This is a genomic window from Alkalimonas sp. (genome assembly GCF_020831925.1).
Taxonomy (GTDB): Bacteria; Pseudomonadota; Gammaproteobacteria; order Enterobacterales; family Alteromonadaceae; genus Alkalimonas.
Genome location: NZ_JAFIFQ010000001.1, coordinates 131,862 through 146,603 on the forward strand (window position 1 = coordinate 131,862; position 14,742 = coordinate 146,603).

At 50.9% G+C, this 14,742-nt stretch carries 11 protein-coding genes; 5 read left to right on the forward strand and 6 right to left on the reverse strand.

Annotation, left to right across the window (positions count from 1 at the left end; translation table 11 throughout):
• Positions 1-64 precede the first annotated feature (64 nt).
• The 5 genes from JJU14_RS00570 to JJU14_RS00590 all read left to right on the forward strand — a co-directional run bounded on the left by JJU14_RS00570 (position 65) and on the right by JJU14_RS00590 (position 6,153).
• Positions 65-2,044: a nucleoside-diphosphate sugar epimerase/dehydratase gene (locus JJU14_RS00570; protein WP_228610490.1), complete on the forward strand. Its 1,980-nt coding sequence runs from the start codon at positions 65-67 to the stop codon at positions 2,042-2,044.
• Positions 2,045-2,157: 113 nt separating this feature from the next.
• Positions 2,158-2,505: a hypothetical protein gene (locus JJU14_RS00575; protein ID WP_228610492.1), complete on the forward strand. Its 348-nt coding sequence runs from the start codon at positions 2,158-2,160 to the stop codon at positions 2,503-2,505.
• Between the two features lie 65 nt (positions 2,506-2,570).
• Positions 2,571-3,272, forward strand: coding sequence for a YjbF family lipoprotein (locus JJU14_RS00580; RefSeq protein WP_228610494.1), 702 nt, complete (start codon positions 2,571-2,573; stop codon positions 3,270-3,272).
• A complete protein-coding gene (locus JJU14_RS00585) occupies positions 3,269-4,030 on the forward strand; it encodes a capsule biosynthesis GfcC family protein (protein WP_228610496.1) in 762 nt (253 codons plus the stop codon). Before JJU14_RS00580 ends, JJU14_RS00585 begins: the two co-directional genes overlap by 4 nt.
• Positions 4,027-6,153: a YjbH domain-containing protein gene (locus tag JJU14_RS00590; protein ID WP_228610498.1), complete on the forward strand. Its 2,127-nt coding sequence runs from the start codon at positions 4,027-4,029 to the stop codon at positions 6,151-6,153. The genes JJU14_RS00585 and JJU14_RS00590 overlap by 4 nt, the downstream gene beginning before the upstream one ends.
• Before the next feature lie 26 nt (positions 6,154-6,179).
• Here JJU14_RS00590 and JJU14_RS00595 read toward each other — a convergent pair whose 3' ends face one another.
• From JJU14_RS00595 to mfd, 6 genes are all read right to left on the reverse strand, one after another.
• The gene (locus JJU14_RS00595; protein ID WP_228610500.1) at positions 6,180-7,340 is read right to left on the reverse strand and encodes a polysaccharide pyruvyl transferase family protein; all 1,161 of its coding nucleotides are present in this window, start codon (positions 7,338-7,340) and stop codon (positions 6,180-6,182) included.
• A complete protein-coding gene (locus JJU14_RS00600) occupies positions 7,337-8,671 on the reverse strand; it encodes an oligosaccharide flippase family protein (RefSeq protein WP_228610502.1) in 1,335 nt (444 codons plus the stop codon). The genes JJU14_RS00595 and JJU14_RS00600 overlap by 4 nt, the downstream gene beginning before the upstream one ends.
• 21 nt (positions 8,672-8,692) lie before the next feature.
• A complete protein-coding gene (gene ylqF, locus JJU14_RS00605; RefSeq protein ID WP_228610503.1) occupies positions 8,693-9,628 on the reverse strand; it encodes a ribosome biogenesis GTPase YlqF in 936 nt (311 codons plus the stop codon).
• Between the two features lie 105 nt (positions 9,629-9,733).
• Positions 9,734-10,033: a hypothetical protein gene (locus tag JJU14_RS00610; protein WP_228610505.1), complete on the reverse strand. Its 300-nt coding sequence runs from the start codon at positions 10,031-10,033 to the stop codon at positions 9,734-9,736.
• A 146-nt stretch (positions 10,034-10,179) separates the two neighbouring features.
• On the reverse strand, positions 10,180-11,250 hold the full coding sequence (locus JJU14_RS00615) for a CsiV family protein (protein ID WP_228610506.1): 1,071 nt from the start codon (positions 11,248-11,250) through the stop codon (positions 10,180-10,182).
• Complete coding sequence (mfd, locus tag JJU14_RS00620; RefSeq protein ID WP_228610509.1) at positions 11,247-14,735, reverse strand: transcription-repair coupling factor; 3,489 nt, start codon at positions 14,733-14,735, stop codon at positions 11,247-11,249. Before mfd ends, JJU14_RS00615 begins: the two co-directional genes overlap by 4 nt.
• Positions 14,736-14,742: the final 7 nt, after the last annotated feature.

The window sequence follows — 14,742 nt, forward strand, 5'->3', positions numbered from 1 at the left end:
GATGCGCTATACTGGTTCAAATTTTGACTGTTGGTCTTATGCTCAGTCTTGTAAAGGAATCTTCATGTTAGCTTGGCTTTTATCCTTGCCTAGGCCAGTAAAGCGCTTTTTTTCGGTGATCGCCGATATAGTTTTTCTGATTTTTGCCATGGCTTCGGCTTACTTCCTCACCCAGAATGGTGTGAGTGGGCATATTCCGGAAATTGCGCTGGCTTTTGCGCTGACCGTTCCGCTGACATTACTAACTTTTACTAAGTTGGGCTTGTATCGTGCGGTGATCCGTTACATTGGTCAGCATGCTTTTGGTGCTGTGCTGGCAGGTATTGTTGGCAGTGCTTTATTGATCAGTGTGCTGTTTGCCCTGTTTGGGGTGGAAGATAAAGGCAATCTGATCTTTGTTTACGCGCTTTTAGCGATGCTGCTTTGTGCAGGCTCACGTTTGCTGGCGCGCATGTTTTTGGTTCAAATGAACAATTCGCTGAAAGAGCGGGTACTGATTTATGGTGCCGGCTCTTCAGGCCGTCAGCTGGCGCAAGCTCTGTTAAACGGTGATCAATACCATCCAATCCTGTTTGTCGATGACGACAGTACTTTGCAAAAATCTACCATTCTCGGCATGCCGGTAGGCAATCCTCACAACATTGCACTGTTGATCAAAACGCAGAATATTCAGCGGGTTCTTTTGGCCTTACCATCGGCTAGCAGAGTCCGTCGGCGCGAAGTTTTAGATGCATTAGAGACCTTGCCGGTTCCGGTGCAGTCGGTGCCTGGGATGAATGAGCTGGTCAATGGCGATATGCGCATTGATGAGTTGCAGGATGTGAAAATTGAAGATTTGCTGGGCCGGGATCCAGAGGCACCCAAGCTCAAGTTAATGCACGCCAATATTCAAGGCAAGGTGGTGATGGTGACCGGTGCCGGTGGCTCGATTGGCTCGGAGTTATGTCGTCAGATCTTGAAAAATGAACCGACCATGTTGGTGTTGTTTGAGCTATCTGAGTATGCTGCATACAGTGTAGAGCAGGAGCTTCGGTTGTTGGTGGAGCGTGATAAACTCGATGTGGAGTTGCGTACCATTTTGGGAACTGTGCAGGATCAGCAACGAATGCGTTCCGTCATGCAAAGCTTTGGGGTGCAAACGGTCTATCATGCTGCGGCATACAAGCATGTGCCTATGGTCGAATTTAATGTAGTGGAAGGGGTGCGCAACAATGTGTTTGGTACCTGGTATGCCGCTGAAGCGGCCATAGCAGCGAAAGTAGAAACCTTCGTGCTTATTTCTACCGATAAAGCGGTAAGGCCAACCAATGTGATGGGGGCATCCAAACGTATTGCTGAGCTGGTGCTGCAGGCCATTGCGAAGCGGCAGGATAGCAAGACGCGTTTTAGTATGGTGCGCTTTGGCAATGTGCTGGGGTCGTCGGGTTCGGTGGTGCCCCTGTTTCGCGAGCAAATTCGGCGCGGTGGGCCTGTGACTGTGACACACAAAGATATTATCCGCTACTTTATGACCATTACTGAAGCCGCTCAATTGGTGATCCAGGCTGGTGCTATGGGGAAGGGCGGTGATGTTTTTGTGCTGGATATGGGCGAACCGGTGCGTATTGATGAGCTGGCGCGTCGTATGATTCACTTGATGGGGTTGGAGGTAAAAGACTTACAGCATCCAGAGGGGGATATTGAAATTCGTTATACGGGTTTGCGGCCAGGAGAAAAGCTGTTTGAAGAGCTTATTATTGGTCAGAATATCCGCGAAACAGCACATCCTCGCATTATGGCAGGAGACGAGGCCAGCCTGGATTGGCCGGCGGTATTGACGTTGCTTGGCTCACTGGAAGCCTGTTGCGATGCTTTTGCTGTGCAAGATCTGATTGCTTGTATGAAAGGGGCACCCATAGACTTTAGTTATCAGGACAAACTCTGTGATCTGGTATTAGAGGCGCAGCAAAACAGTGCTGCGAATCATCAACCTGAAACCGAGCCAAGCCCGGTGTCCAGGCTATTGGTAGATACCGGAGCTGCTGTTAATCAGTTGTCTGCTTGATGCTGCCATTGCTTTAATTTTTTCGTGGTTTTGCCATAAAGCACTTGCTGGGAAAGGTATATTCGGTTAACATCAAGCATTGAGAGTCTGTTTAGGGAAATAGAGGGATTTCTATGAAAAAGCTTTTAGTTGCAGCCGCGATGGCTGCTCTTGTTTCGGGTACTGCTGTTGCTCAGGAGCAGGCTGGTGGTTCAAGTGCTGGTGCTTTTGGTAATGTGAATGGCGAGCACATCGTTGCTGGTGCTGTTGGCCTGGCTGTTGCTGCTGCTATTATTTCTAACAGCCGTGGCACCACACTGCCTGATGAAGAAATCATCATTCCACCAGTACTGGGTTGTCAGGGTGATGATCAAATCAATGCTGATGGCTTCTGTGTTGGCAGTACCACTATTGTAACTGGTACTGGAACTAATACGTTCACGCAGCTGGTCACCTTTACTTACGCTCCTAGCGCTCAGTAATTGTATCGTTTTTGATAAAGCCGCCTGATGGCGGCTTTTTTGTGCAAGAAACTACCGAGAATGCCATGAATTACTGTTCCCGTTTTATTGCAATGATTATTCTGGCCTGTTCACTGATTGCCTGCAGTTCTACCCAATATGCCTTACTGGATACCGTTCGACTTGGTTTCTCATCAGCGGACGATGTGACCCTAACGCTGGATGAGGTTGCTGCCTCAGAGTTTGACCTGATTTATATCCAGCCAGATAACGCGCCCAGGGCCAGTATGGTGCTGGCTAAGCTCGAGCACGGCCAACATAAATGGCTGTCCGCTGATCATGTGATGTTGGTGATGGAGCACGGACGTATTGTTCGCACGCTCGGCCTAAACAATGATTTAACCTATGTGAGTAATACGGCAGCCGACCCACTTCGCGAAAAAGTCGTGCAGGATGCTGATGCAAAATGGCAACGTCTGACCGATTGGCAGTATCGTCAGCAAAGTGGTTATCAACTAAGCTCGGTTTTCAGCCAGCAGCAGGCAGATATCACGGTGTTTGAGCAGCGATTCAGCACCCGGTTGATACGCGAGCAGGTTACTGTCGCGCAGACAAATACAACTTTCGAGAACCTATTCTGGTTTGATGAGTCTACAGGGGTGCTGCTGCAAAGCAGGCAGCAACTGGCGCCGCATAGTCCGGTATTTCATATTACGTACATCAGCCAGGCGGCTCGTCTGATCACGGCAAATACCGCCTCAGTCAAGGATTCGATGGGCACCTTATGATGATTTCTGTTCGCACAGTTTTGCTCGCCGCCATAGTTATGCTCAGTTTCCGCTTAGCGGCCGCTGAGCCGGTCGTGGTGGTTCAGATTAAAGCTGACTCAGAGCTTTGGCACGCCTATGCTGAGCCGCCACGTCTAAGTCAGCTACTGACGTTAGTGCCCCAGCCTGAGCAGCTGTACTGGCCAGCCGCAGCCTTGTATCGACAGTCTTCACAGATACAGCAGCAACAACAGGAGCTGCTTACCCGCTTACAACGACTAGAACAGCACTGGCAGTTACGCAATCATACTCAAAATGTTTTGGTGTTGCAGTCACTTCGCCAACAAGTGAACAATTGGCAGCTTGCGGAGCGCCAGGTTGTGTCTATCGACTATGATCTGGCTCGTATCCATAAGGCCGCCAATCCTAGACTGGATCCAGGCCACTATATCCTCAGATTGGCTCCACGGCCTGATGAGGTGCTGTTTGTCGGTGCTATCGCGGAAGAGCGTGCCTTACCACATCAAAATGCTGCTTCGGTTCATGCTTATCTGTCGGGGTTGCCTGCATTGCAGCAGGCAGATCCAAGTTGGCTTTATGTGGTTCAGGCCAATGGGCATATTGCGCAAGTTGGGCGTGGTTACTGGAATCGACAGCATCAGGAGCTTCAGCCTGGCAGTCAGGTCTTTCTACCATTGCATCCTCGTATCTTGCCTAAAGAATTTCGCAGCCTGAATCAGGAACTTGTTCAGTTAGTCGCGCACAGGATTTTGCCATGAGTTTAGTTGTCAAAAAGCAGCGCCCCTTCTTTCGTTTGTCATTGATTACTTTGGCGCTTGGTATCACGGCTCCGCCCAGCTTTGCCTTGCAGGGCTTCCCAACCAAGGCCGAGCCGCTGCATTACAGCCAGGGCAGTCATGGCGGGGTTGGCTTAATTCAGGTACCAACAGCCCGTATGGCAGAGGAAGGTCGTTTGGTACTGGGGTACAGCGATAATGAAGAATACCGATTCTGGACCGCTAGCCTGACATTGTTTCCCTGGATGGAGACGACTATTCGTTACGCTGATATTCGCAACCGCTTGTACAGCCCTTTTCCTGGTTTTAGTGGCGATCAGACCTACAAAGACAAAGGCATAGATGCAAAGTTTCGCTTGTTGCAAGAGTCTTATTGGTTGCCGGAGCTGTCGATAGGTTTTCGCGATTTTGGCGGTACAGGTACTTTTGAGAGCGAATTTATTGCTGCCAGTAAGCGGGTAGGCCCCTTGGATCTTCACTTGGGAATGGGCTGGGGCTATTTAGGTGCTGCTGGCAATACTCGTAATCCTTTTTGTGATCTGCGCGACTCATTTTGCCAGCGACCCACTGGTTTTTCTGGTCAGGGTGGCAAGATTGATTACCAGCAGTTTTTTAAAGGCCCAGCTTCGCTGTTTGGTGGTGTGGAATACCAAACCCCTTGGCAACCACTCCGTTTAAAGCTGGAATACGAAGGCAATGATTACAGCCGCGATAGAGCCGGCATTGAGATAGTGCAGCGCAGCCGCTGGAATGCTGGTGCCACCTATCAGTGGGGCAACTTTGACTTGAGTGCCAGTTATCAGCGCGGCAATACCTTTGCTTTTGGTGTGCATTACACCTTTGATTTGCACTCAATCAGCCAAATTAAACTGGACCCACCCCCTCGTGAAGTGCCAGAGCATTTGACTCTGACATCCGAACAGATCGCCCGTCAGCAATTGGCAAGCATGTTGCGCACTGAAGCAGGTTTTGTGCTTCGTAGTATTGAATTAACGGATGACGAAGTGGTGGTGATAGGCAATCAGCTTGCTTACCGTAATCAGGATGTGGCCATTGAGCGGATCGGTCGGGTGTTGGCTACAGAGCTGCCTCGTTCGGTCAAACAGTATCGGATTGTTGATTTGGAAGGCAACCGGCCGATGGTTGAGACCGTCATCGATGCCAGTGATTTTATTGCTGCTGTGACCTATCAATCGTTGCAATCCGATGTAACTTCAAGCTATCGGCGTATTGAACCAGAGTCGGTGACTAGCTGGTTAGAGCGTTCACAATTCCGTGGTCATTATTACGGTGCTGAGGCTTTCTGGATCCAGAGCTTTGGAAGTCCTGAAACCTTTTTCATGTACCAGACGGGTTTATTGGCTACGGCTGGTTATCAGTTTGGTTCAGGCCTCGCATTAAATAGCACAGCTAAACTAACCGTGTTTGAGAACTTCGATAAATTTAATTTTACCGTCGATAGTCAGGATACGCCTTTGCCCAGAGTACGTACTTATGTGCGTGAGTATGTAACCCGCAATAAGCTGACCATGGAAAATCTCTATGCGAGCTGGCAAGGCAATCCAGCAGAGAACTGGTATGTTCAGAGCTATGCTGGTTATCTTGAGTCGATGTTTGGTGGGGTAGGCGCCGAAGTCCTGTACCGACCGATAGACAGTAATGTGGCGGTTGGTTTTGATATCAACTGGGTAAGGCAGCGGTCTTTTGAGAATGACTTTGATTTTATGGGTTACCATGTGGTGACTGGACATGCCAATATTTACTGGCAGCCTGAGCTGCTGGATGATGTGTTGCTTACGTTTAATATTGGTCGTTTTCTGGCAGGAGACGATGGTGTGAAAATTGATTTTGCCAAGCGCTTTCACAGTGGCGTCGTGGTGGGGGCTCATGCGGCTTTTACCAATGTCTCATCAAAGGATTATGGCGAAGGCAGTTTTACCAAAGGTTTCTACATCTCGATCCCGTTTGATCTCTTTACTTTACGCTCTGCCCGCGGAAAAGGCATGATTCCATGGGTGCCAATTGCGCGTGATGGTGGCCAGCCGTTAATCCGTCCGGTGAATCTTATTGACACTACTGAGCGCCGCTCGCGTTTTGGTGGGTAGAGCGTTGCAATTGAGACAGCTGCCGGTCAGCCGACAGGTAGCTGCTGATAGATACGTTGCCACATTTGTTGGTTTTGTTGCTGCAGAGCTTCTTTCGCTGCAGTGAGTTGTGCGGTTATGGCTTCCTGATTGGCCAACAGCTGCCTCAGGCTATGTTCCAGGCTAGTTGGGGTCAGTGTTTCAATGCAGTAGTCTGCCATGCCAAAGTCCTGCATCATTTGGCGATATTTATGGCTCCAGCTGGTGGCGATGCAGGGTACACCCTGGCTCAATGCATTGATAGCGCCGTGAAAACGTGAGCTTACCACCAGACTGGCCCCCCCAATATAGGCCTTCACAGCCAGCGGATCCTCGATTTCGATCACTTCAGCATACTGAGCTCTGGCCTGGATATGTTGGCATAGTTCGGCATCCTCTTTACCCTCGTGATTAACCAGTTTGACCTGATAACCGGCCTGGTGTAGTTGGTCGGCTGCCAGCACAAACGCAGCCAGATAGTCGTCTTTTAATTGCTCGGCATTGGCATGGTGGTAAGGAGAGATGACTTTATTGTTAGGGATCAACGCTGCATAAGGCATTGCGGGTCGCGCTAAAGGCTCAGGACTTAAACCAATGGTAAAATCGGGCGATTGAATCACATGCGCTGGCAATGGTGACACACAGGACTCCAGATGCTGTTTCGATACGGCATCGCGCACAAAAATAAGGCGGGCATGCTGAATAATCTGCCGCATAGCAGCTTTACTGGCCGGGCTTTCAAAAGGGCCAAAGGCTTGTGGCATAAAAATAAAGGGTTTGCCTGCTTTGGCAAAGCGCTCTACTTCACGGGCGGTATTTTGCAAAAACTGCAGTGGCCACTGATCGCCGTAGGCAAAGCCGCTGGCTTCCAAAACAGCATCGACCTGACGCTCTGTCACCATGCCATAGCGGTTAAACAAACGAATCAATGGCTTTGGCAAGCGGCTGATCCAGTCGGTCAGGTCGATAGATTTTCGCCGAAAAGATAACTTCTGCCAGGCCCCAAGCCTGGCCCGCTCTGGGTAAGGCAGGTTAGGACCTGGCGAGAGCACCAGTTCGCAGTTTTCCACTGGCTTTAAACCTTGCAGGCAGCTCAGCAGCATCAGGTAAGCACCTTTATTACGAAACTGTACCCCTTTGATTTCAATACGATAAGGTTTATGACTCATTTGGATTCCTTAGGCGCTGATTCAACCTTTAGGCGCAGTAGCTGCCAAAGTTGATTGCGCGTGGTGGCGGAAAAAAATAAAAAGAAAACGGAGGCATAAGCATAGGCAATCAGTGTAGCCCATGCCGCTCCCTGTATACCCATAATGGGGATAAGCCACCAGTTTAAACCGATATTTAGCAGCGCTGCGATGCCGTGGCTCAGCAAAGATAAGGGTTCTTGCTCAGTGATCACCAAATGCTGGCTAATCAAGTAACGGACAAAGATAAAGCAACCGGCCCAGATATGAATTTGCAGCACAGCAATGGCGGGTGCAAAGTCCTTGCCAAACAGCATGGGCACCAGCCAGCTGGCGGTCAGCGTCATAATCACCGCTATCACCAGCGCAGTGGTTAGGAAAAGACCGGCAAAACGCCGCAACCTTGCCAGATACCGTGGCCAGCTGTGCTGGTAGGCTTTGAGCATATCTGGATAATAGCGCGCCGCCAGGGTGGCAGGAAAGACGTACCAGAGTTCCGACAGGCGACTGGCCGCCGCATAGAGGCCAGCTTGCTCAGCGCCTGCCATAGCACCCAGCATCACCAGATCAATTTTCAGGTAAATCACCGAGACAATGCCAGAAAGCCAGAGCCAGCTTGAGCGTTTTAGCAACGCCTTCGCGTGCTCAAGCCGGATAAAACGCCAGGAAAAGCCTGGCCAGAGGTGGTCACTGCCAGCCCAGGGCTGTTGTTTGCGTCGATAAAGCCAATACTGGCTGAGACCTACCAATAAAAATTCCAAAGCTGTAAGCCAAAGTAAACTGGCGATGCCATAGCCGCTCAGTAATAACCATAACTTGGCTGCAAAGCTCAAACAGGTAATGACGATTTTAACCAACGCCAGGCTACGGAAAGTACCCTGATAATGCAGGTAAAACTCGAACAGCAATAAGCCAAAAAAGCTTTGCAGTACAAACAGCATCGGCACAGCAATGCCAGTATGGCCTGACATTAAATCCGGGTAAAACCACCAGAACAGGCTGATGGCCATGGTGGCAGCCAGCAAGGCGGTGCCCAGCCGTAAAGCAACCGCTGTATAAAGTAAGGACATGGCGGCTTCGCTGGTCGGCTGTTGTTGCATCCGGCGTACTACGATATTGTTCAGTCCCATGCTACCAATCGGCACCAGGAAGGCACTCCAGGCCATGACAATGGCAAAAACTCCGAGCTCTGCAGCACCCAACATGCGAGCCAGCAAAATAGTGAGCACAGCACCTGCGGCAAGCTTGACCATCTTATCGGCCAGCATCACCACAGCGCGTGCTTTAAGGAGTTTTGTGAGTTTGGTTAGCACGGGTGCATCATCCTTGGATTATTAGCGATACTTCTTTTTGGCGCGTTGTTGGCGTATTTTTTCGCGTTCGGCTTTCTCTTTGGCTTTTGCTGCGGCTTCCTGTTCTGCCTGCAGGCATTCCCCGGTAATCATATCCGGAGTTTCCAGGGTAAGCGGGCCTAATTGACCTGTGCGCAGATCGCCAATCAAAATGGTGCCGGCTTTTTGCAGATCGACCACACCCCCTTTGCGCATACAACCCCGTTTGGCTCCGATACAATCCATGAGTTCCAAGCCTTGTTGCGGTAATTCATCGAGTGCATAACGCTGTTGCAATGCTTCTGGGTAGTGTTCCAGTAAAAAATCCGCGGCAAAAAGTGCAATATCGGCGTAGTCAAATGCGGTATCTTTAATCGCACCGGTAATGGCCAGCCGGTAACCACAACTGGCTGGACTCAGTTTGGGCCAGAGAAAGCCAGGGGTGTCGGTGAGCACCACATTTTGTTCCAGCTTGATGCGTTGCTGACTTTTGGTCACACCAGCTTCGTTGCCGGTTTTAGCAATGGTGCGCCCAGCCAGAATATTGATAAAGGTCGACTTGCCGACATTAGGAATGCCCATGATCATGGCTCGGGCCCCCTTTAACGCCAGGTTCCGCTCAGGCAGTAGTTGCTCGCACAAATCCAGCAGGCGTTTAATGGCCTGAGGCTCTTGCTGGTTGGTGGGCAAGGCGCGGATGCCTCGCTCCTGCTCCAAGTGCTTAACCCAGAGATCGGTTCGACTTGGGTCGGCCAGATCGGCTTTGTTCAGAACCTTAATGCAAGGGGTATCTTTACGCAACTGGCTAACCAGAGGATTCTCACTGGAATAGGGAATGCGCGCATCCAGCATTTCAATGATAATATCGACCTGAGGCATGACCTCGGCGATTTCTTTGCGGGCCTTATGCATATGGCCCGGGAACCAGTTAATCGACATAGCAAGATGAGTTCACTAAGAGACAGGATGAGTCAGTATACTGGATATAGGCAGCGGGCAAAACCAGGCATGTCGTTGATAACTGCTGGAAAGACGCTTAAAAACTTAGAAATAAGAAAGTAGCGGGTAAAGCAAGGCGAAACTAGCCAGCAAAGGCAGGGTAAGGCCTGAGTTCATCAGATAAGGTTTCAGTCTAATCACGCCCCATTGCTCAAACAAAATGACAACTAAGCCAAGACTGAATAAAGGGACCAGCACCTGCATGGTGGCACTATTCAAAAGCTGCTGCAAACCAGGGAATAGCCAGCTAATAATGGATTGCCCAACCGTTGTCATCAACAACAGCAATAACAATACAATGATTTGCCAAGCGGAAAATTGCGGTTGTGACTCTAGTGGCTCCATGCTTCATCCAGTGTTACTTTAAAAAGTCCATTCATTCTAGAAGGCAAGAAAAAGTATTGTAAGACCAAAAATGTTTCGTTTTGTTACGCTGAGCAGGTTATCTTAAAGTAAATCAGTTGTCAATCAAGGAGCGCTTGATTTTTGAGCTATTGATCGACGTCTGTTGGCGGTTGATAACGACGAATTTGCAGAATCATGCCCAGTTTAGGGTGGTCGATGTAATGCATTTCACCGCTGATCACCCGACGGCTGAATTGTATGCGATGTGGTAACAAATGTTGCTCGGTGACTTTGTTGCTCAGCACGAAATCGGTATTCACAAAGAGGTAATGATCCAGATGCAACCGGATAAAGCCATCCAACTGCCACCATGGTTCGCCACTTTGCTGTTGATCCAGTAAACTCAAATCGATCAACAGGCTTTGCTCTTCACTATCCATAGTCTCTGTGGTGAGCGTTTGGTAACGCTGCTCAATGCGTTGCAGTAGATTCGGTTGCAGTAAACTGATTTGGCCAGGGCGTACTTCATTGCTTGCAGCTGAAGGATTGCGATCAAGCGATTGGGGCCTTAAATCCCTGCCAGCATACCAGCGACTGGGAATGCTGCGCCGATCTGTCACCGGGGCCTGACGATAGCCTGCATGCAGCAGTAGTTCCACATCACCCTGACGGCGCAGTCGCTGCACGATCTCGCCAAACTGTAATTCATTGGCAGCCAGTAAGTAGGGCACATTACGGTGGTGCAGCTTTCCGGATGGCGTCAGTGCCAACGCTCTTGGCATCGGCAGGGTATCGATGACCACTGGCGTGGCAAACAGGGCTTGTTGCCACAGTTTAGGTTGAGGTTCAAACACACAGAGTGCATCACGGTGTGGCCAGCTAAAGCGCGGTAGATAATCAGTCAGATCCGGCTCGGCTTGCCGCTGGCTTGACTGCTGTTTGGTGCTTTGGCAGAGTTCCAGTTGAGTTAGTAACGGACGGATATCCGGCTGATAATAGGGCTTTAGCACATCAAAAAATCGCGCTGGTTTATCTGCTTTAGCGCTGCTATCAAAGGATTCAATCAGGCCGGCATCGGGCGTGCGCTGAAACAGAATAAATTCGACTTCAAACCAACGATCACCACCAGCGACGCGCTCTGGTGCGATTTCAGTGGCAAGCAGCGGTTTTAGCAAACACAGGCTGGCGATGACGCTGACTAATCCGATCCGTTTCATGCATGCTCCGTTTGATGACTGGCTCTGGCAAAGTTCGCCAGCAACTGCTGAATGTAGCTGAGTCTGGCCTGGCTATCGGTCAGCTCGCTGCTAAAGCGCAGTTTTTGACCACCTTCCAGTTTAAATTCGCGGCTTTTGGTTTGAATCAATTCGATAATGTAAGCCGGTGCTACTTGGGTTTGTTCCATAAACTCTACTATACCGCCTTTGGCGCTGGCTTCAATGCGTTTGATGCCAAGTGCCTGAGCTTGTAGTTTAAAGGTAGAGAGTGCTACCAGATTTTTGCTGGCATCCGGCAATAATCCGAAACGATCGATTAACTCGACCTGAACCTCATCCAGCTCCCGCTCACTTTTGGCAGACGCCAGCTTTTTATAAAACGATAAGCGCATGCTAACATCCGGAATGTAGTCTTCCGGCAAGAGGGCTGGGATACGCAGCTCGATTTCACTTTGCTGGCTGAGCAGCTGATCGAGCGATGGCTCTTTGCCGTTTTTGAGTGCCTCGACCGCTTGTTCCAGCATATCCATGTACAGGTTAAAACCAACCGATTCAATCTGACCGCTTTGTTCGCTGCCAAGTAGTTCACCGGCTCCGCGGATTTCCAGATCGTGGGTAGCCAAGGTAAAGCCAGCACCCAAATCTTCCAAGCTGGCAATGGCATCCAGCCGCTTGACCGCATCCGGGGTTAAACGTTTGACCGGTGGGGTCAGCAGGTAGGTGTAAGCCTGATGATGCGAGCGGCCAACCCGGCCACGCAGCTGATGCAACTGCGCCAGGCCAAATTTATCAGCCCGGTTGATGATCATGGTGTTGGCGGTTGGCACATCGATACCGGTTTCGACGATGGTGGAGCACAGTAGCAGATTAAAGCGCTGATGATAAAAGTCGGCCATGATGCGCTCTAAATCGCGTTCGCGCATCTGACCATGGGCAATGGCAATGCGTGCTTCGGGCAGTAAAGCCGCCAGCTCTTCGGCCATGTTTTCGATGGTAGCGACATCGTTGTGTAAAAAGTACACCTGGCCACCACGCATAATTTCCCGAAGCACGGCTTCGCGGATCAGGGTATCGTCAAATTCGCGTACAAAGGTCTTTACCGCCAGCCGTTTGGCCGGCGGCGTGGCAATAATGGACAGATCGCGCATGCCGGACAGCGACATATTTAAGGTGCGCGGAATAGGAGTAGCGGTCAGGGTTAAAATATCGATATTGGCCCGCAATGCTTTGATCTTATCTTTTTGTTTGACGCCAAAACGATGCTCTTCATCGACAATCAGCAGGCCCAGGTTGGCAAAACGGATGTCATCCTGCAGCAGTTTGTGGGTGCCGATCAATATATCTACTTTGCCATTGGCCGCATCGGCTAAGATCTCGGTCTGTTGTTTCGGGCTGATAAAACGGGAGATGACTTCCACCCGCACCGGCCAGTTGGCAAAGCGATCGCGGAAGTTCTCGTAATGCTGCTGAGCTAACAGCGTCGTGGGTACCAAAATGGCCACCTGATGGCGGTCGTGCACGGCGACAAAGGCTGCTCGCATGGCCACTTCGGTTTTGCCAAAACCAACGTCACCGCAAACCAGCCGGTCCATGGCCTTGGCTTGCTGCATATCATTCAGCACGGCAGCGATGGCATCGACCTGATCGGCGGTTTCTTCAAACGGAAAGCTATCGGCAAAGGCGGCGTACTCGGTTGCATCGAGCTGAAAGGCGTAGCCGGTTTGCAGTGCCCGCTGGGCATAGATATCCAGCAATTCTGCCGCCACATCGCGGACCTTTTCTGCCGCTTTTTTGCGGGCCCGCTCCCAGCTGTCGGTACCCAGCTTGTGCCAGGGAGCATGCTCGGGCTCGGAGCCACTGTAACGGCTCAGTAAATGCAAGGACGCAACCGGCACATAGAGCTTGCTGCCCCCGGCATATTCGATGGTGACAAATTCAGCGCTGATACCACCAGCATCCAGCACCTGCAGGCCCTGATAACGGCCAATGCCGTGTTGCAGGTGCACCACCGGCTGGCCTGGGCTAAGCTCGGCCAGATTACGGATAATGGTATCGGCTGAGACTTGCTGGCTGCGCTTTTGCCGCCGGCGCTGGCTGATTTTCTGACCAAAGAGTTCGTTTTCACTAATCAGCGCCAGCGGCGTGGGCAGCTCAAGCAGAACGCCTTGTTCCAGCTGGCCCACCAGAATGCCGAGATCCTGTTTGCTGCTAATAAAGGCATCCAGGCTATCAAACTGCGGCAAACTGATTTGGATGGTTTTAAGCAGTTGCAACAGGCTTTCACGCCGGCCTTCACTTTCCACACAAAACAGGGCCTGACCTTGCTGTTGTTTGATTTTTAATAAAAAGTCTTTCAGCAATTGCAGCGGCTGTTTCTGTTGATGTGCAATGCTGAGGTCCGGCAGCAACTGGCAAGGGGCATTGTCGGTACCTGCTTTGGCTGGCAGATAGGCAGGTGTTAACTTAATTCGACCAAAGCGTTTCAGCTGGCTAAACAGCTGATCGACCGGCTGATACAGCTGCTCCGGTGGTAGCAGTGGCCGCAGCGGATCGACGCCTCTGTCGTGGTAGCGTTTACCCAGTTCGCGCCAGAATTTATCTGCGCTGTGCTGCAAGTCACCAAGCAGCAGGCACACTGTGTTTGCTGGCAGGTAATCGAACAAAGTCGCGGTGGCTTCACTAAACAGTGGAAAGTAATACTCAATACCAGCCGGGAACACGCCTTTGCTGACTTGCTGGTACAGCGATTCGGGCTCGGTACGGGCGGTAAACTGCTGGCGGTAGTGGCTGCGAAAACGTTCAATGGCGACCTGATCGGTTGGGAACTCGTGCGCTGGTAACAGCTCAATCTGGTTGACTTTGTCTAAGGTGCGCTGGCTGTCCGGATCAAACAGCCGGATGCCATCGATTTCATCGTCAAAAAAATCGATGCGATACGGCAAAGCACTGCCCATCGGGTAGAGATCCAACAGGGAGCCACGGGCGGAAAACTCGCCATGCTCCATCACTTGCTCTACTGCCCGGTAGCCAACGGCGGTCAGTTGTTGCTTTAATTGCACCAAATCCAGTTGCTGGCCGGTTTGCACCAACAGGCTGTGCTGGTTCAAATAGGCCGGGCTGCAGACCCGCAGCAACAAGGTACTGATCGGCACAATCACCATGGCCTGTTGTTGACGTGGTAACTGGTACAGAGTGCGTAGCCGCTGCGAAATAATGTCCTGATGCGGCGAGAACACATCGTAGGGCAGTGTTTCCCAGTCTGGTAAGCTGAGCAGCGTTAGTTCCGGGCCAGCAAAGACCTTTAGTTCTTGTTCCAGCCGCAGTGCTGTCGGGGTATCCGGCACCACCAGCAGGTAAACGCCTGGCTGTTGCTGCGCTTGTTCGCTGATAAGTAACGGCAGGCCAGCACCAAGCAGCTGGCCCCAGTGGATTAGATCGCCCGCTTTTTTAACCGCTGGCAACGACTTCAGAATGGAGGTGATCATGAAGGTG